18 protein-coding genes are annotated in these 19,268 nt (G+C 44.5%); 7 read left to right on the top strand and 11 right to left on the bottom strand.

Annotated features, from left to right (window positions below; genetic code table 11):
- Positions 1–7 precede the first annotated feature (7 nt).
- The 7 genes from QZX97_RS08490 to QZX97_RS08460 form a co-directional block, all read right to left on the bottom strand.
- On the bottom strand, positions 8–991 hold the full coding sequence (locus QZX97_RS08490) for an MlaD family protein (RefSeq protein WP_295648806.1): 984 nt from the start codon (positions 989–991) through the stop codon (positions 8–10).
- A 6-nt stretch (positions 992–997) separates the two neighbouring features.
- On the bottom strand, positions 998–1,774 hold the full coding sequence (locus QZX97_RS08485) for an ATP-binding cassette domain-containing protein (RefSeq protein ID WP_295648805.1): 777 nt from the start codon (positions 1,772–1,774) through the stop codon (positions 998–1,000).
- 6 nt (positions 1,775–1,780) lie between these two features.
- Positions 1,781–2,551 (bottom strand): ABC transporter permease, encoded by a 771-nt coding sequence (locus tag QZX97_RS08480; protein ID WP_295648802.1) that lies wholly within the window; start codon positions 2,549–2,551, stop codon positions 1,781–1,783.
- A gap of 149 nt (positions 2,552–2,700) precedes the next feature.
- Positions 2,701–3,270, bottom strand: coding sequence for a DUF308 domain-containing protein (locus QZX97_RS08475; RefSeq protein ID WP_295648800.1), 570 nt, complete (start codon positions 3,268–3,270; stop codon positions 2,701–2,703).
- Positions 3,271–3,314: 44 nt separating this feature from the next.
- Positions 3,315–4,805: a L,D-transpeptidase family protein gene (locus QZX97_RS08470; protein WP_295648797.1), complete on the bottom strand. Its 1,491-nt coding sequence runs from the start codon at positions 4,803–4,805 to the stop codon at positions 3,315–3,317.
- Positions 4,806–4,982: 177 nt separating this feature from the next.
- Entirely contained in the window at positions 4,983–5,414 is a 432-nt protein-coding gene (locus tag QZX97_RS08465) for an Hsp20/alpha crystallin family protein (protein ID WP_295648795.1), read from the bottom strand.
- 129 nt (positions 5,415–5,543) lie between these two features.
- A complete protein-coding gene (locus QZX97_RS08460; protein ID WP_295648793.1) occupies positions 5,544–6,377 on the bottom strand; it encodes a hypothetical protein in 834 nt (277 codons plus the stop codon).
- Between the two features lie 196 nt (positions 6,378–6,573).
- Here QZX97_RS08460 and QZX97_RS08455 point away from each other — a divergent pair, with 196 nt between their 5' ends.
- Entirely contained in the window at positions 6,574–7,980 is a 1,407-nt protein-coding gene (locus QZX97_RS08455; RefSeq protein ID WP_295648792.1) for a DUF4403 family protein, read from the top strand.
- Positions 7,981–8,086: 106 nt separating this feature from the next.
- Here the strand turns inward: QZX97_RS08455 and QZX97_RS08450 are convergent, their stop codons facing one another.
- Entirely contained in the window at positions 8,087–8,638 is a 552-nt protein-coding gene (locus QZX97_RS08450) for a ferritin (RefSeq protein WP_295648789.1), read from the bottom strand.
- A 163-nt stretch (positions 8,639–8,801) separates the two neighbouring features.
- On the opposite strand from QZX97_RS08450, the gene QZX97_RS08445 reads away from it, so the two are divergent.
- Both QZX97_RS08445 and QZX97_RS08440 read left to right on the top strand, forming a co-directional pair.
- The gene (locus QZX97_RS08445; RefSeq protein WP_295648786.1) at positions 8,802–10,136 is read left to right on the top strand and encodes a cytochrome ubiquinol oxidase subunit I; all 1,335 of its coding nucleotides are present in this window, start codon (positions 8,802–8,804) and stop codon (positions 10,134–10,136) included.
- Complete coding sequence (locus QZX97_RS08440) at positions 10,133–11,158, top strand: cytochrome d ubiquinol oxidase subunit II (RefSeq protein WP_295648784.1); 1,026 nt, start codon at positions 10,133–10,135, stop codon at positions 11,156–11,158. The genes QZX97_RS08445 and QZX97_RS08440 overlap by 4 nt, the downstream gene beginning before the upstream one ends.
- Positions 11,159–11,220: 62 nt before the next feature.
- Here the strand turns inward: QZX97_RS08440 and QZX97_RS08435 are convergent, their stop codons facing one another.
- Positions 11,221–14,067 carry a TonB-dependent receptor gene (locus tag QZX97_RS08435; protein WP_295664570.1) on the bottom strand — a complete coding sequence of 949 codons (2,847 nt, stop codon included), beginning with the start codon at positions 14,065–14,067 and terminating at the stop codon, positions 11,221–11,223.
- A gap of 255 nt (positions 14,068–14,322) precedes the next feature.
- Between QZX97_RS08435 and QZX97_RS08430 the strand changes: the two genes are divergently transcribed.
- Positions 14,323–15,399, top strand: a complete 1,077-nt coding sequence (locus QZX97_RS08430; protein WP_295651626.1) for a histidine kinase — start codon at positions 14,323–14,325, stop codon at positions 15,397–15,399.
- Positions 15,396–16,130 carry a LytTR family DNA-binding domain-containing protein gene (locus QZX97_RS08425; RefSeq protein WP_295651624.1) on the top strand — a complete coding sequence of 245 codons (735 nt, stop codon included), beginning with the start codon at positions 15,396–15,398 and terminating at the stop codon, positions 16,128–16,130. Before QZX97_RS08430 ends, QZX97_RS08425 begins: the two co-directional genes overlap by 4 nt.
- Before the next feature lie 48 nt (positions 16,131–16,178).
- Here QZX97_RS08425 and QZX97_RS08420 read toward each other — a convergent pair whose 3' ends face one another.
- Complete coding sequence (locus QZX97_RS08420; protein ID WP_295664569.1) at positions 16,179–16,475, bottom strand: PAAR domain-containing protein; 297 nt, start codon at positions 16,473–16,475, stop codon at positions 16,179–16,181.
- 20 nt (positions 16,476–16,495) lie between these two features.
- Positions 16,496–18,292: a type VI secretion system tip protein VgrG gene (vgrG, locus tag QZX97_RS08415; protein ID WP_295651620.1), complete on the bottom strand. Its 1,797-nt coding sequence runs from the start codon at positions 18,290–18,292 to the stop codon at positions 16,496–16,498.
- A 237-nt stretch (positions 18,293–18,529) separates the two neighbouring features.
- Here vgrG and QZX97_RS08410 point away from each other — a divergent pair, with 237 nt between their 5' ends.
- Both QZX97_RS08410 and QZX97_RS08405 read left to right on the top strand, forming a co-directional pair.
- Entirely contained in the window at positions 18,530–19,120 is a 591-nt protein-coding gene (locus tag QZX97_RS08410) for an alpha-ketoglutarate-dependent dioxygenase AlkB (RefSeq protein ID WP_295651618.1), read from the top strand.
- On the top strand, positions 19,117–19,257 hold the full coding sequence (locus QZX97_RS08405; RefSeq protein ID WP_295651617.1) for a DUF2256 domain-containing protein: 141 nt from the start codon (positions 19,117–19,119) through the stop codon (positions 19,255–19,257). The genes QZX97_RS08410 and QZX97_RS08405 overlap by 4 nt, the downstream gene beginning before the upstream one ends.
- Positions 19,258–19,268 lie beyond the last annotated feature (11 nt).

Here is a 19,268-nt window from a genome sequence, read left to right as displayed (position 1 = left end):
GTTCCTGTTATTTCTTGTCTTTTGCCTGCTGTTTTTCCAGCTTTTTAAAATATCCGCTAAACAGAAAATTGTGTTTCAAGGCCTCCATATCCTGATTAAAAGCATCAGTACCTTTTTGGATATTGTCCATACTGGCCTTTAGGTTTTTGGCTATTGTGGTATCGCGCAGCAAAGTATTTAACGTGCCTTTACCGCTGGTAAGGTTATGATTGATGTCCAATACCATTTTATTCAAATCGGAAGTCATGTGGTTCACGTTATCGCCCGCCATCCTTATCTTGGCAATGGCCTCCCTTAAATTTTCGGCCGTGGCCGTATCTGTAAGCAATATGCCCAATGTGCCTTTGCCGCTTTTTGCCTGCAACATCATCTCGTTTATACTCGCTGTTATTTGATTGGCATTTAAAGTAGCCTTATTGATGTTTTTTAACGATGAACTCAAACTGCTGCCGATATTTTTATCATTTAAGATACCCATAACCGAACTTTTGTTGATGCTGAGTACCGTTGTTTTAAGCCCTTCGGATATATCGGCAACGTTGCTATTGGTTTTCGATAGCGTTTGCAGCATCTGATCCATGTTAACGGCTTTTTTGGCCATTAGCATATCACCATTTTCAACTTTGCCCATCGGCTGGTTAACCGGCACAATGTTAACCACTTTATTGCCCATCAATCCATCGGTTCCGATGGATGCCAAAGCGTTTTTACGAACAAAATCTTTTATCTTATCATCTATCAATAGCGTTACTTCAATGCTGGTGTCGTTGATCAGTTGAATGTTTTTAACTGTACCCGCCTGTAAACCCGCGAACATCACATTGCTCCCTTCGGTTAATCCGTTCAGGTTTGCAAAACGCACCTTTAAATTGAAGTTGTTTCCAAACAAAGTGTGGTTCTTCCCTATCATATAAAATGCAATCATCAGCACCATCAATCCTGATAGTACGAATATGCCGAGTTTGGTATTGTTTTCTACCTGGTTTGCCATTTCCTTTTATTCAAAAAACTGCCTGATATTTTCATCCGTCGATTTTTCAAAATCGAGGTAAGTGCCTTCGGTATAGCATTTGCCATCCAGCAGCAGCACCACCCTGTCGGCGGTATTTTTAACACAGTTCATATCGTGCGATATGATGATTGACGATGTATGATATTTACGTTGCAGCGTTATAATAAGCGTATCTATTTCGCGCGCGGTTACCGGGTCTAACCCTGTTGTTGGCTCATCGTATAAAATGATGTCTGGCTGCAGTATCATGGTACGGGCCAACGCCACACGTTTAAGCATTCCGCCCGATAATTCGGCCGGCATCATATCAACAGCGTGTTTTAAACCCACATTGCCCAGCGCTTCCATCACCAGTCCATCCACCTTTGCTTGCGAAAAACCTATCCAGTGCCGGCGCAGCGGAAATTCGAGGTTTTCGCGGACGGTCATCGAATCGTACAAAGCATTGCCTTGAAAAAGGAATCCCATTTTGGTCCTTATCCTATCTAATTCTTCATGCGCCATGTCAGGTACATTCTCACCAAACACAAATATGTTCCCGCTATCGGGTTTTAACAGCCCGATGATACATTTGATGAGTACCGATTTGCCTGAGCCCGATTTGCCCAATACCACTACATTCTCTTCTTCGTTTATGATGAGGTTAAAATCTTTCAGCACTGCATTGTCGCCAAAGCTTTTGTAAAGATGTTCTATCACAATAACCGGCTCTTTTAAGGGTGTACCGGGCTTGGTCAACACATCATCTTTTTCGGTTTCCATGTTACATCAATTTAAGCCCAATACATCTGTAATTTGCACGGCCAACAAATCGATAACAAAAATCATTACCGATGCCAACACCACTGCCGAGTTTGCCGAATTACCCACCCCACGTGTCCCTTTGCTCGAAAAATAGCCTTTATAACAACCAATAACCCCTACAGCAAAACCAAAGAAAAATGTCTTGATAAATGCCGGCAAAACATCGCCGAAACTGAGGCTTTGAAAAACCTGCGTAAAAAACAAATGATAGTTGGTTACTGTATGGATATTTACGCCCAGGTAAGCTCCAAATAACGAGATGGCATCGCCCAAAAGTGTTAAAACGGGGAGCATCAAGGTGGCAGCCAATATCCTTGTAGCAACAAGGTATTTAAACGGGTTAGTGCCGCTCACTTCCATCGCGTCTATCTGTTCGGTTACCTTCATCGAACCCAATTCAGCACCAATGCTGCTTCCAATTTTCCCGGCAAATATCAAAGCGGTAATCACAGGTCCGATTTCGCGCACAATGGCTATCCCGATCATTACCGGCAGTTTCGATTCAACCCCATAAATAATAAGCGAAGGACGCAATTGCATAGTAAGTACCAGACCCATGATAAAGCCGGTCAGTCCTATCAACGGCAACGATTTATAGCCTATGATATAGCATTGCGCCAATAACTCCTTGATTTCGTACCGCGGCTTTATCCCAATGCTGAAGAAGTGGCCCGCAAACCTGGATATGCTTCCGGTATCATCTAAAAACTTTTTAGTTTGCGAAAAAGGGGCCATTACATCAGTCTGTTGATTGATATAAAATTAACATGATAAAAAGCATTTGCCTGTGATAACGCTCATGGCAGAATGTGATAAGCGTCATCAAACAGGAGCAACAAAATTTGTGCTGTCAAACAATGACATCTATTGATCCCGCAGACGAACTATGATAGGTTGTTCTTATATTTCTTCAACTTGATAGACATGTAAATCCTCGAAATCCCAGTGAAAATAATGGCAAATGATGTCCATAAAATAATGTTAAAAGCGCCATAAGCCGGCTCAGCAATCATCATTACCGCCAATATAATCAACATTATCCCGGTCAAAAATATCCAACCCCACTCAAAAAAACCATAGTTGCGCATATCCAGCCCGTTTTTCATAGCGGTAAAACCTTTAAAAAGCATCCAGCAACCGGCTATCACGGGCAAAAAATTCATGCTTAATTGAGGGAAATTGATAAGGTATACCCCAAAACCTATATCGAGCAGGCCTAATATGGTTATCCATATCCAACCATGATAATGCCTATGGTTGTTTATCGAGAACAGCACCTCTAAAAAGCCTGTTGTAATGATGCCGACGGCAAAAAGTGTACAAAGTGCCATGTAGGATTGCAAAGGGTAGATAATTGCTGCAACCCCCATCCCTATCAAAACAATACCCGAAAAAAGCAGCAACCACCAATAGTTGGTGGTATCGGTCACTGGTTTAAAACTTATAGTTTGCATGACTTTAATGTTTTTAATAAAATTTCATCGTCCCTGTCGTACCGCTATAAAATGGCTGGCGGTATACCAAATAATGCCCATTCCAAACGATTGTCCAGATCGTATATGTCCGGATAGATGGTCAGTACTCCGTTATCTACTTCGCAAGTGAGGTAGGTTACGTTTATGGGTAATACTTTTTTCAGCGTAAAGGTTTCTGTCTTCCGCTTCACTATGGCTTGATGCGCCGCGGCAATTTTATCGGCAGAATTGTCGTTTTTCAATACAAGCCCCGCAAGTTTTTCGGCCTGCTCTACCCTGATGCAGCCATGGCTAAAATCGCGCACATCTTTTTTGAACAATTGCTGCTCAGGAGTATCATGCAGGTATACCTCGTAAATATTAGGGAAACGGAATACAACCAACCCCAGGGCATTATCACACCCTGATGATTGGGTAGCATGATATTTACTTTTGTTTTGCTTTATCACGGCCAGATTTGCCCTGCTGGGTTCTATCCATCCGCCTCTGTCATTATAAATAGTGTAGTGGTTGTTTTCCAGATAATCGATATTGGCCAGTGCCCTCGGAAGTATTTCTTTTACAAAAATCTTATCAGGCACTTTCCACTCGGGCGCTGTTGTGAAATAGCCAATGGCGCTTTGCAACGTAGGTGTAGGGTTATTGGGCTTACCCACAACTACTTTAAACAGATATGTAGTATCCGGCTGGTGGAATTTAAGCGTAAACGAAGGTATGTTGATATGGATGTAAGTATCGTTGTTTATAGCGGCCCAACGCAAACGCTCCATGTTGACGGCTATCTTTTTTAATACCCCTTCAGGCAACGCATAACAGTCTTGCGCATCCTGGCCTGCCGCTACCCGCAGATAGTGTTGCAGATAAACGTATTCCTTTGCTTTTGGCTGCACGGCAGTTATGGTGCCCATAAAATCGGTTTGGCGTAAAGCGCTGGCTAAAACGGTTATCGCGCTAAACCCGTTTGTATTACCAATATCGATTTTTGCAGTGGGGTAATCAGGGTTAAGTTTACCAAAATGCAGGTTGTTGATAAACTCAATCATCGCATCGGTAAGCAATATATCAAATCTTGCTTTTTGATAATTACTGACAGAGGCGGGCTTTTCCAGCATATCATGCAATGTGCCATATAGAAGCTCATGCGGGTGAAAATCCTCGTATAAAAGCCCGAATTGCAAAACGCAATCCAACATCAGCATTGCTTCCCAGCCTTTGCCTGTTCCGTTTTGAAATTTCGTCCACACGGGAGTAAAGTTGTTTGCATTATAAAAACCGCTTACCGAAACAGGGAAATACAAAGCGGATTCGAAACGGTTGTTGCTCAGCTGTTGCTGGATTTGAGCGGAGACCGAAGTATCTGCCAACTCATTTGATATGACCTTATAGGTTCTGCTTTTTGATGCAGTGGCGCTGAAACAAAACACCAACAGCAATAAAATCATAAACATCAATACTAACACCATACTCTCGGCATTCGACTTTAAAAACCGGGACAGTTTATATGTCTTTTCCATCTCCTTCGGGTTTAGTATAGTAAATTTCGACCTAAGTGCGGGTAAAAGAAATGCCTGTCGTCATATATCAAACAGACTTAAAGCACTTTAGAGCTAAGCATAAATAAAGCGCGCGTATGTTATTACGCGCGCCCTGCTTTTGATTGTTATTTATTGGAAAACGAAACTGTATAAAAGCTAACTTATTTTTACCTCTTTTTTGGAGGTAAGCTGCTTGCCCGATTTTTTTAGTTCGACTGAAAGTATACCATTGTGGTAGCTTGCATTCACGTCGTCTTCCACCACATCTTCGGGCAAATTAAAAGTACGGCTGAACGATGAGTACGAAAATTCTTTGCGGGTAAAGTTTTCCTTTTCCTCATTTTTTTCTTCTTTAATTTCTGCCGAAATGGTCAAAAATCCATTCTCTGTGGTTACTTTAAAATCATCTTTTTTAAAGCCAGGTACAGCAAGTTCCAATTCATAACGATTTTTTGTTTCGCGCACATTTACCGCCGGTAGTTTTTCGGGATTAAAAAACGGCTTGTTAAAAAATTTGTCGGCGTTCCAAAAATCCTCCATCATCGACTTTAATGACGAAGTCCCATTTGACTTTACTAATGTTGACATGATTGAAAAAGATTAGTTTATCAAGTAAAGTTCGCCACAATTACTGCAAAAATGCATGACGCCCGTCAGATACATATTTGATTGTCATCATCAATAATTTTGGCAGGATTAAATTTCACAAGTTATTTGCTACGAAGGAAAGATAAGCAATGGAATGGTAATAGCGGAGGGCAATCTTTCAGTAATGTAATTACCAATAATCTCCTCGAAATGAAAACGGTGGTTTATCAGCGCCAATATATCATTGTGCATTCCGTTAATCATCACGTCAACCGCGGTGGCCATATTACGCTCTTTTATGTTGTTGAAAAACATACGGTCGTAGTCCACATTGTTACATATCTCCTGACTAAAAATACCCTGAGCATAACTTTCCTCCATATTAGGGAGGCCTTTCGCCGATAAATGCGCGATGGACAAATCGGCCGGCCACAGTTTGGCAAACTCTACCAGATATTTTACAATATGCATGCGGCAGTAGCGTAAATCGGCAATATAAACCAATCGTTCGATGTTCCTTATCGACCATGCATACGGAATCAACAGAACAGGGCACAAAACTCTTTTCAACACAGTATCAATATTAACCTGTTTTTTTTGCAGTTCTTCGGGCAATATATCGGCCATCCCCTTAACTACCAGCCATATCTGATTACGGTTGATTACCTCAGCCAAATCGGTTTCATTAAGGTCGGTAATATCAACCTCTTTTATCGATGGCAAATACCCCACCGAAAGGTCGTTAAGCAGCGACAGGTGTTCGTGCAGTATGTGCGGGCCCTTTTCAATACCCGTATTCTTTTGCGCGTTGCCTGCAACTACCTTTTCAATAATCTTGCGGGTTTCGCTTTGGCGGTTGGCCAGCAAAATGTCGGCCTGCACTTTTTGTGCAATTACCAGCGCGAATTTTGCGGCGTGCTCGGCTTCAAATGAATCATCGTTTATAACAAGGATAGTTTTCATTTTCGCGAGAATTTGAAGAAGATGTTCTATAAAATTGCCAAAAATTTAGCCTATCAAAAATGACTTCGGTCACAAACCCTTCTGTTTATTATCAAAATACTTTAACCCTCAGTAGTCGCAGTATTTTCACCAAAACCTAAAAATTGAAACTAAAAACCCGAAAGCTTTATTATTTTTACGGACTCAATATTTAAATATGAAATCGACCCGCAAGCCCTTTTTAGCGCTCTTTATATTACCGTTGCTGTTTTACAGCTGTGCAACCGTGAAACCGTTGGCGCCTGCAAATACAGCAGTTGATATCCCTAAACTTGTACAACCGCTTTCCAACATCGAAATGCCTGTTAGTGTCGACCTCAACAAGTACTTCTTACAGGCCGAAAACTCAGTCCCCAATAAATTTGGCGATAACCAGCAACCTTGCGAAGGTTTAAGATATACCTACACCTTTACCCGAAGCCCCTTTGTTATTACCGGCAGCAATAACGTTGTAAACCTTAAGTTTACCGGTAATTATGGTTTCGTGGCATCGTATTGCGCTAAATGTTCGGGTCTTTTAGGCTCGGGGCCACAATGCATCGTTCCTGTATTGTCTGCTCAGTGCGGTTGGGGCAACGAGCCGCCGCGCCGCATGGAAATTTCCTATCAGTCTACCATCAGCGTTACGCCCGATTTCCACCTCAAGTCCAAAACCGTACTCTACCCGGCACCAAAACCTATCGACCGCTGCAACGTATTCTTCGGGAACATCGACGTTACCGACAAGCTCATCCAATACATTACCCCACAACTTAACGACCTTGGAAAACAGGTTGATGCCAAAGTAGCGGCATACAATGTAAAGCCGATGATAGCCCAGTTATGGCAAAATTTGGATAGCGAAACGAAAATGGGCGATGTGGGCTTTTTGTACATCAACCCGCAATCGGTACGGTTGAGCAATTTTAACCTCAGCGGTTCGGTACTCAATTTTTCCGTTGGCCTTTCGGCAAAACCTGTGGTAACTACCGTTAGCACACCGCAAACCGCTACCCCACTGCCCAACTTGAGCACATATACCCCCGCCAGCGGTTTCAATATTTACCTGGATTTAGTTGAGAATTACGACCACCTCACCAATATGGTAAACCAACAAGCCAAAGGGCAAACTACCAACGTAGCAGGTAGGGTGTTCATTGTGGACAATATCAAAGTAACCGGTACCGGCAAACAAGTAGCCATTCAGGTCGATTTTAGCGGCACGAATAACGGCACCATATACCTGGTGGGCACCCCGGTTTATAATACCGCCACGCACGAACTGTCTTTCCCCGACCTGACGTTCGACCTGCAAACCAAGGCCTGGATACTAAAAGCCGCCAATTGGATGTTCAGCAATAAAATAACCGAGGCCATACGCCAAAAAGCAACCTATAACTTTACCCCGTTTATAGCCGACAGCAAAGCCAAAATTCAAAGCCAAATGAGCCGCGATATGGGCAACGGCGTGCGTTCCGACGTGAGCATACAGGACCTCGACATCCAATCCATCTTCCCCACTACCGACAAGCTCATCATCCGCACCCTGTCAACCGGGCAAATCAAGGTGAAGGTGACGATGTAGGGTTTTCAATGAGCAGATGGGCAAATGTGCGTATGTGCAAATGATAGCATGGGCTACAGATATCCCCATTTTTCTTGATTCTTGATTCTCGACTCTTGATTCTCAATCACGGATTTTCCACCGTAGCATCCTGCGCTAATTGCGCGTCATCGGGTTTTTTGCCCAAATCGGCATCCAACGCGTATAAGGCGGTATCTTTGGCATCTGCGCCACCGGCAACCTTGATTTTCGAAAGCAGGTCCATGGCCAAAGTTTCCTCTTCAATTTGTTCGTTAACAAACCATTGCATAAAATTATAAGTGGCCCAATCTTTTTCGGCCATGCTGGCATCAACAAGGGCGTAAATGCGGCGGGTATTCTCCACTTCGGATGTATACACCTTTTCAAAGCAGTCGTTAACGCTTTTGGGGTTATCGCCCGGGCCGGGTATGGCCGTGACGGTGACCTTACCGCCACGTTTTAAAATGTACTCCAAAAATTTCATCATGTGGGTGCGCTCCTCGTTCGCGTGGCGAAACAAAAAGTTAGCGATGCCATCATATCCCTTTTCGCTGGCCCAAGAGGCATAAGCGAGGTATATTTGCGCATTATGCGCCTCGTTGGTCATCTGGGCGTTTAAAGCCTTTTCGAGTGTTGCTGATAATCGGTTAGTGTCCATAAAAGCATAACCACTAAGGGAAAAAATGGTTTGGAGAAAAATAAGCTTTAAAAATTATTGATTGATCTCCAACATTTTCTGCAATTTATATTCAATAAAAATAACTATTAACTCTACTACTTCTTTTAAAATAGCAGAACTTTACAAGGTCAACAAAACGCCTATGGATAACCTCGTTGCCGCCCGCTCGCAAATGGCCTTATCGTTAGGCTTTCATATCATATTTTCGTGTATCGGTATGGTAATGCCTTTTTTTATGGCCATATCACATTTGCTCTGGCTCAAAACAAAAGACCCGGTCTACAAAAACATCACCAAAGCGTGGAGCAAAGGCGTAGCCATCTTTTTCGCCACAGGTGCCGTTTCCGGGACGGTATTATCCTTCGAACTCGGCCTCCTTTGGCCCGAATTTATGAAACACGCCGGCCCCATCTTCGGCATGCCGTTTTCATTGGAAGGCACCGCTTTCTTTATCGAGGCCATCGCATTAGGCTTTTTTCTTTACGGATGGGATAAGTTTAACCCTTGGTTCCACTGGCTAACGGGCGTAGTGGTAGGCATCAGCGGTATCATATCGGGTATCCTGGTGGTAGCCGCCAACAGTTGGATGAACAGCCCATCAGGGTTCGACTATATTAACAAGCAATACCTTAACATCGACCCTATCAAAGCCATGTTTAACGCGGCCTGGTTTGAGCAAGCCTTGCACATGTCCATAGCGGCCTTCGCAGCCACGGGGCTTGCCGTCGCAGGCGTACATGCCCTCATGATCGTACGCAAGCAAAGTGTTGCTTTTCATAAAAAAGCCTTCCGTATCGCGGCGGTATTTGGCGTTACCGCGAGTATTTTGCAGCCTTTCAGCGGCGACCTGTCCGCCCGCGACGTAGCCCAACGCCAGCCTGCTAAACTGGCCGCAATGGAGGCCCATTTTAAAACAGAACCCTGGTCGCCGCTCATTATTGGCGGTGTGCCTGATATGAAGGCCAAAAAAGTAAACTACGATATCGAAATACCCGGCCTGCTCAGTTTTATGGTGTACGATGATTTTAAACACCCGGTAAAAGGCCTCGACCAAATTCCCGAGAAGGACCAGCCACCCGTACCCATCACCCATTATGCCTTCCAAACTATGGTTGGGCTGGGCATGTTGATGATGGCTTTGGGGTTGCTCTACTTTATCGCCCTGTTCAAAAAACGTAGCTGGTTTGATGCCAACTGGTTTTTAAAACTGTTTGCCTGGGCAACACCCATCGGCTTCATTGCCGTGGAGGCCGGCTGGACGGTTACCGAAACCGGCCGCCAACCCTGGATCATACAAGGCATTATGCGCACCGCCGATGCCGTTACGCCCATGCCCGGCATCACCTATTCTTTTTCGTTGTTTACAGCGGTTTACCTGTCGCTAAGCTGCATCGTTGTTTTTATGCTTTACCGCCAGATAAAAATGGTGCCCAAAATATACAACCAGGCTATCGATATTCAATATTCCAAATCATGATTTACGTCATCATCGGTTTCTTATGGCTCGCGCTGCTGCTGTACCTGGTCATGGGCGGTGCCGATTTTGGCGCGGGCATCCTCGAACTGTTTTCTTCGCGTGCTAACCGTGCGCGCAACCGCAAAATTATGTACCATGCCATAGGCCCCATTTGGGAGGCCAACCACATGTGGCTCATCATCGCCATCGTGATCTTGTTTGTGGGTTTCCCTGTCATCTACACCACGGTATCCACCTACCTGCATATCCCGCTCCTCATCATGCTGATGGGCATCATCGCCCGCGGAACGGCCTTCGCTTTCCGTAATTACGACGCCGTGCACGATGATATGCAGCGGCTATATAACCGTATATTCATCTACTCCAGCTTTATTACGCCCCTGTTTTTGGGCATCATCGCGGGCAGCACAGTTTCGGGCCGTATTGATACCGGCGCGCACGATTTTATGTCGGCCTACGTTTACTCCTGGCTAAACTGGTTTTCGGTATCCATCGGGTTATTCACCATCGCGCTTTGTGGTTTCCTTGCGGCGATATTTTTGATCGGCGAAGCCGAAGAAGACGAGCGCAGGCGTAGCTTTATAAACAAAGCTAAAGCCATGAATATTGCCGCGGTAATATTTGGCGCCAATGTTTTTGTGGCTGCCCTGTCCGAGCATATCCCTCTCGCCGATTGGGTTTTCGGGAATGCCGTAGGCATCACAGCCGTAACCGCCGCTACTATTTCCCTCGTGATATTGTGGTACCTCATCGGCAAAGGCAAACGCAAAATCATCCGCCTGCTAGCCGGCTTCCAGGTAACCATGATTTTTATTACCACCACCTGGAAACACTATCCCAACATCGTAACCCTAAAAAACGGAGGCTATCTGTCGCTCATGGATGGCGGCGGCAGCGATAAAACCATGCTCACTTTGGGCATAGCCTTACTGGCCGGCAGCTTGTTTATCCTGCCTGCACTTTTTTACCTCATCTACAGCTTTCAGCGCGGCCGGGTTTTGCTGGAAGATGATGACCATTAATTACTTTCGTAGGGCTTTTAAGGTTCATCTATATTTCTATTAATTAGGAAACGGTGAAACAATTACTCGCCGCTTGGACCACCGGGGCCGCCAAAGCCACCACGAGGGCCACCATCGCGCGGACCGCCATCAGGTGGACCCGGGCGTGTGCCGCCGGCAAAGTTTTGAAGGCGCAGCGTGAATGTCAGCAGGAAATACCTGCCCAAACGGTTGCTCTGTGTCTGGCTGATATAGCTTCCGTTTTGCGTTGTGGTAAAGCCCGTGTTCTGGTTAAAAATATCGAAGGCCGATAAGCGTAATGCGCCTACATTCTGTTTCAAAAACTTCTTCTCCACATAAGCATTTAATATATTGGGGTTGGTAGCACCGGTATAGCCGTAGTATATAGTTTTTGTATAATCATAGCTCAGGGTCCAGGTCTTATCAAAATAATTTTTGCCGTTCAGGCCCAGGTTCATGGTGCGGAACTTATTGTTCAGGTTGTTTTGCGTCAGCGAGTTGTCGGTACTGGTAACGCCGTAGCTGCCGCTGGCTTCGGCATCAATAACATTCTGTATGCTGGTGCGGAATTTAAGACCCTGCGTAACATTAATACTCTTGGCAAAGTTCTCTTCGCTGGTTAAGGCATAAGTTGTAGGCGCTACATTGCTGATGTACGAAATATTATTGCTGTAGCTGATGTTACCATTAAAAGTCAGCGTGTATTTACGTTCCTGCCATGGTTTGGAGTAGGTATAGTTACCCGATGCCATATAAAAACCACCCGCGTTTTGGTATTGGGTAAGTATTGTACCTGCCAACTTACTGTTAGGTGTATATGTTTGCGGGTATGATATAGTATTGGCCACTATCTTATCGTCAGTTTGGGTAAACTGCAAGCCTGCGAAAAGTATGTTGCCTGTCTGGAAATCGAACTTATTGTAACGTACCGAAATGCTGTTGTTAAACTCAGGCTTCAAATCGGGGTTACCTTGTATGGGATATAAGCTGTTCGAAAAATCGGTTACAGGCTGCAATTCGCTATAGGTGGGCTGGTTGCTCGAACCACTATAATTAAAGTTGAATGCCTGGCTACGCGATACATTGTACACAAAGCGTGCAGTTGGCGCAAAGTTAAACGTGGTAACGCGGGTATTCACTCCTGTCAGTTGCGAGTAACCACTTAATAAAGCCGGTTGCGCGGCAAGGCCCAGTGTATAGTTATATTTCTGTTCGATAAAACGGTAGTTCAAGCCTACTCGGTTGGTAATAAAGTCGAAAGCGTAATCGTTGCTCAACAGGCTGTATTCGTTGCGGTTGCCTGTAGTGGCCAAAGTATCATTTTCTTTGTTCGAAGTAGTATGTGCATCATGATAAGCATAATTCAGTTCCATAAACGAGCGTTTGCCCAATGGTTCCAGGTACGACAGGTTAGCGCCGACGCTATCCAGTTTCACATTGGTGCTGATCAATTGGTTCGCGGGTGCATTAGCCGCACCTGCAAGATAATTGTAAACCGGGTTCTGAGTCTGGGTTAAGGCGGTTGAGCCTGCGCTTACATTGATGCTCAAATTGCGGCCCTTCGTTATAAACTTATGGTTGTATAAAATATTGGTACCAAAATTTGGCGCCGATGAGTTCAGTGTCGAGTTTAGGTTATAATCGCTCACAAGCGCACCGTTTTGATTAAGCACGCTGTTTTGCGATTGTAGCGTATTTATCCCGGCGTAAGTGATGGTTGGTGTAACTTTCAGGTAGTTCAGGGTATCAATTTTGTACTCGATGTTCAAATTAAAACGATGGTTTATCTTTTCATCAACCTGGTTGCTGCTGTAATTATTGGTGCTCGGCGATGTTAAAGATGTATTGTTTTGTATGGTAGAGCTGATGGTGTTCACGCTATTGTCCGAAAAACTATAGCTGCCATATACTGATATTTTTTTGCCCCACTGGTCGCGATAGTTTAACCCCGCCGACTTGGTGGTAGTAATACCGTTACTGCTTGACGAACTGCTGCCGCCACCGCCGCCCGGGCCACCACCACGCGGGCCGCCGCCGCCAAATGTAAACAGGTTGGCATTGGTGTTGTTCAGGTTGGCCAGGCCTGCTATTTGCTGGTCGCCATTAAATTTAAACAAGCTGCCCGAACCGAGATACCTGTCATCTTCGTTTTTACCGACTAATGAAGTTTGCTGGTCGGCACCATCGCCCAAATTAAGCTGTCCAAAATAACCGTAGTTCTTATCCGGCCTGATGGTAATGTTCAGTATTTTTTCAGGGTCGCCTGTTTTAACGCCGGTAATGTTAGCCTGGTCGCCATAGTCGTCAATTATCTGCAGGTTTTGTACAATATTGGCGGGCAGGTTCTGGGTGGCTGTTTTCAGGTCTCCGCCAAAAAAGTCTTTTCCGTTTACACGCACTTTGGTGATGCTTTTGCCCATAGCTGTTACGTTGCCATCTTTATCCACATCTACACCGGGCAGTTTTTTCAGCATATCTTCAACCGGGGCACCATCCTGCACTTTATAGGCAGCTGCATTAAACTCTATCGTATCTTCTTTCAGTTTTACCGATATAATACCAACAACGTTTACCGCATCGAGTTGCCTTACCTCGTTTTTTAATGTGATGACACCTAACGAAAATGCCCCGGCCTTATTAGCGCCAACAAATGTTTTGTGGTAAGATGCATAACCGATAGCCGATATCTTGATGCTAAAAACAGACTGCTGCATACTTTTAAAAATAAAGATGCCGTCGATACCGGTGCTCATGGACAAGCTGTCTTTTCCGGCCAAAATAGTAACTGTAGCTCCGGGTACAGTTTGGTTGGTGGTATCTTTAACCATACCGTTAACGGTATAAGTTTGCTGCGCGAAGCTGCTGTGCCCTATAAAAAGGATTGCGATAAATAAGAGTTTCCTGAACATGACCTTTGTATTTTGAGTTGCTTAAAAATTAATACGGCTCAAAGAAAAGGTGTATTTGCGGCGCCGAAAAACACGATAGACCATTACTAAAAAGTAATCGACTAGTGGCCATAAATCACAAAAAAAACACTTTAATGAAGAGTATTTTTCCCCTCATCGGTTAAAAGCGGTAAATGGTCGACAGGGAATGGGTTTTGGACGATCAGTACTTTACAATCGATTTTGTATCTTTATCATTGACGGAAAAACAAGAAAATGAAGATCCTGAACAAGAACAACATATTTATTTTGGTACACTTTTTCTGCTGGCTCATCCTGGCGGTTGGTGTACTGTACACGCACCCTACCGGACTCGACATTACCGTTACCAATGGCTTCTGGATCAGGCAAACCGACCTGCTCATTATTTTAATGGCTGTTTTCTATTTCAATTATTATGTGCTTATACCTCGGCTGTTGATCCGTCGTAAGGTAATTATCTATATTGCGGTGGTGATAGCGTTATTGGTGAGCGTTACGCTTTTAAACAGCTTTATCAACTCCACATTTAACTTAACGCCATTTGTATTTAACCATCCCCGCCCGCCGCATGGTGGTCCGGGTGGCCCGGGCGGGCATCCCGATCGCCGCAGCCATTTTGATAACTTTGTACCCGGGATGAACCTGTTGATGATAGGCCTGGGTATTACCATCAGCTTTATCCAAAAATGGCAGCAGGAAGTCAGCCTTCGCCAACAATTGGAACAGGAAAAAATAGCTACCGAACTGACTTTATTGAAGGCGCAAATCAACCCGCACTTCTTTTTCAATACGTTGAATACGATTTATTCATATACACTATCCGACGGTGATATCGCCCGTGCCGCCATAACCAACCTTTCGAAAATGATGCGGTATGTGTTGTATGATGCCGCAGGGTTGCAAACACCGCTGAGCAAAGAAATTGCTTTTATCAGCGAGTATACCGAATTGATGAAGCTGCGGATAAGCAGCAAAACCAAGGTATTATTACAAGTACAGGAAACATCTGGTGATGTAATGATTGCGCCTATGTTGTTTTTACCTTTCGTAGAAAATGCCTTTAAACATGGCATAAGCGGCATTGATGAGGGTTATATCAGCATTTGGATCATCCAAAGCGTCGGCGAAGTCGAACTTATCGTGAAGAACACCGTTTACGAGAGCAGACGTGCAAGTGAGGATGAGAGCAATGGCATCGGCATTAACAACACCACCCGCAGGCTCGATCTGCTGTACCCCGGCAAGTATACGCTGACCGCCGGGATGATTAACGAAACCGAATACGAGGTTAAATTAAAACTGGTATTATGATATTGACCTGTATCGCCATCGACGATGAACCACCTGCACTCGACTTGTTGTGCAGGTTTATCGGGCAAACCCCTTTTTTAAAACTGGAGGGCAGTTTTTCGAACGCCATCGAAAGTTTACGCTTTATCAGCGAAAACGAGGTAGACCTTATTTTTTCGGACATACAAATGCCCGACTTAAGCGGTATCGACCTGGCACGCATCCTTTCAGGGAGAAATATGGGGCATACGCCATCCATTATTTTCACCACCGCGTTCGACCAATTTGCTTTGGAAGGCTATAAGCTGGATGTGATAGATTACCTGTTAAAACCTTTTGGCTACCAGGACTTTTTAAGAGGGGCCAACAAAGCATTGAACATGGCATCGCGAAAAGCGCCCCAGGTACCTGCCGAACCCGCTGCCAAAGAAGAAGAATACATTTACCTGAAGGTGGAGTTTCAAACGGTAAAGATTGCCTGCGCCGATATCAGCTTTATAGAAGGCCTGAAGGATTACGCCAAGATACATTTGGTGAACCCCGACAGGACCATCCTTTCGCTCATAACACTGAAAGCGCTGGAAGAAAAACTGCCAAAGGATAAATTTATGCGCATACATAAATCCACCATTGTTTCGCTGGACAAAGTAACTGCGGTTACAAAAAACGCAGTATACATGGACAAATCCATGTTCCCCGTATCCGACCAGTACCGCGATGAGTTTGCTGCTTTTGCAGAACGCTGGCGTTGAGCGGGCGTCTCCTTGTCCTCATCAACCAATATCAGCAGAGTCCTGGATTTAACCACCTATCATTACCGTTGGGCAACCCATTACAATAGTGCCACCATGCGCGGTCGCATCACCCATACGGGCGGCGGGTTTGCCACAAATCATAACCGTTGCCGACCCTTTAACAATCGTATCGGGCGGGCCTACACACACCAGACTATCCCCTAATACGGCCGCAGGCATTTTACCTATCAGCACGGTTGGAGCACCCGGGCCTATTATCGGTCCGCCGACATGTGGTATTGGTGGTACACCCGGTGTAACCATCGGGCAAGTATGCATATCTGTTAATCTAGCGGCCATCATTCCCATATTATTCAATTTACTTAGTTGATCATTACCATTCCACCTTTCACGGTGGTTTGCCCCGATGAAGATAGCTCGGCGGAGGCGTTGCCTTTAGCCGTAAAGGCCATTTGAGCGGTGTTGCTTACATTCATTCCCGAAATCGCAACCTCTTGCACAGCCTTTAAACTTACCCCTCCGGTTGCATCCAGGTTTATGTTGCCGGTCGCCTTCAATGTAATATCCTTTGCGCTGATGATGTTTATACCCGACGAGGTCATCTTTATGGAATTTCCGTTTTGGTCCGCAATTTCGACCGATTTTGCGTCATCATTCAGCATAAAGCTATTACCCCCGGGGGTTTGTAAAAGCATAATTTTCTTAGCGTCATCAAACGATATCTTCAGCTGACTTTTGGTTACAATAGATTTAATATCATTGTTGTTACTGGTGGCCTCGGTAATCGGCTTATGAGCAGTGCTATACAACGAACCAATGATCACGGGATATCCGGGATTATTTTCAAGAAATCCAACCACAACCTCGTCGCCAACTTCGGGAACAAAACCCGCCCCTGCCCCCGATGTGGCGTAAAAATTAGATAACCTCGCCCAAATTTCGCTTCCATTACCGGCATTCGAAACAATGCTCACCAATATCCTGTACTGGCCGGCCTCATCGCCAAAAAGTTGTTTCACCGTGGCTATTTGCAAACCATGTATCGGGGGCAATATCCCTGCTGCTTCCGGGTAGGCAAAATCTGGTTTATTGGCCGTAATCGTATTTTCGAGCCCAAATTTAACTGTTGTTGTCCAGTTGCCATCTTTAATTTCGTGGCTTACCGAGGCAACAAAAGCATTGCCGTTGAAGCGTGCGCCCACACCATCCAATTCGATAATGGAGCCGGGCCAAACACTGCCATTGCCTATAAAACTCACTTCGCCTTTCAGCGCGCTCATCCGCATTTTCAATAAATTACCGTCAGCCCAGGTTTTCAATTCATCCTTCGCGGTGGGCGTGCCCGATAACAGTTCCCGGGAAGTTTGGTTCAATGCGCCCGACAAGTTTTTGGCGGATATATTACCTTGTTTATTTATACTTGGTTCGGTGGCGTTGGCGGTTAACAATGCCTGGTTTTTAATATCCCAACCCGATGCTGTAATACTTGTAGCTTGCGCTTCGGCACTAAGTTCTGCGCTAAATGCCAATATTGATTCACTGTATGCTACCCGTAAAACAGCATTGGCATCTGTTTTGGGCGCACCTACGTTAACAGCGTCCCCCTTAAAGGTAACAATGTACCCCAACAGGTCGGCCCTTGACAGGATAAAATCCCAATCAGTCGCCTGTTTTTGAAAAACGGCTTCGTGTTTAAAAGTTGTATCTGTTACTATGCACGACAGGCCATAGCCGTTAATTATTTTTTTGATGATATCACTATCCAACGTATTGGAAAATACGCTATCCTTTCGATTAAAAGTCATTTGCACCGCTTTATGCTTACAGGTAACAGTTAAGCTGGGGCCCGAATTAGTATTTATCTCCAACGCGCTTTTTACAATGTAGCCTGTAAATATGGAAACACCCGGCTCGCCACCATAGCCCGCCTTTATTTCGATGATATTGCCGGGTATAAAATCCGAACTGTCGCTTAAAGGAAAAGTGCCTGATGAAGGGTCGCCGTCGGCGAACACGATTGCCGCCTCCGAAATTGAGTTTACGCTATGCGCGATGTTTAACGATAGTACCCGGTACGCATCGTTTATCGGTTTCCCATTGATAATAACGGCAAAGGAAGGTAGCGGGTCGGCAATAGCTAATGGCGATGGTGCAGTCATGACAAATAATTGGTTTAGGCAGGATATAAATAGTGTATGGTTTTGTATGATAACCCATCGCAATATAAACAATAATAAGCTAAACTGTTGTTAAATGACGTAAAACGCTTTTATGGTGTATAATTAACAAATAGTTAGATGCAGCTTAATGTAGATGAACCATGACCATTGCCTCAACAAATCAAAAATTTACATTAAATAAATTTGCATCCGGCTGCCTTTCCCTAAGTTTAGGGCATGTTTTACCAACCCAAAACGATAATAAATACTAATGGTCAGGCTGTGTACTACGGGGCGATATTTGAAGAAGGATTGGCAAAACAGTATTTTGATGATTTGCTAAAAACTATCGAATGGCAAAATGAAGAAATTATCATGTTTGGTAAACTGATAACAACCGCCAGAAAGGTAGCCTTTTACGCCGATGACGAAATTGCCTACACCTATTCGCAAAAAACCAAAAAAGGATTGGCTATGCCGACCCTTTTATTGGACATCAGGAAAAAAATTGAAGAGCATACCGAAACAACCTATAATGCCTGTTTATTGAACTTATACCATAACGGAAACGAAGGCATGGGCTGGCATAGCGATAACGAAAAAGAGATCGCGCCCGGTAGTTCTATCGCGTCGTTGAGCTTGGGCGCCGAAAGGAAATTTTCCTTTAAACAAAAATACGCTAAAGAAACGGTTTCTGTTTTGCTTGAAAACGGATCCCTGCTCGAAATGAAAGGTCCAATTCAACAGAATTGGTTACATGCGTTGCCAAAATCATTAAAAGTTAATTCTCCGAGAATCAACCTTACATTCAGAAAAATTTTGAAGTGAACCAAATAAAAAAACAGAACCTGCCTGCCAAAATATGCAAAACCTGCAACCGTCCGTTTACCTGGCGAAAAAAATGGAGCCGAAGTTGGGACGAAGTACAATATTGCAGCGAAGCTTGTAAAAAGAAAAAAAGGTAATATCTTCAATT

The sequence above is a fragment of the uncultured Mucilaginibacter sp. genome (assembly GCF_903893715.1).
Classification (GTDB): Bacteria; Bacteroidota; Bacteroidia; order Sphingobacteriales; family Sphingobacteriaceae; genus Mucilaginibacter.
The sequence above is the reverse complement of the archived record's forward strand: the minus strand, read 5'-3'. Positions and strand labels throughout refer to the sequence as shown.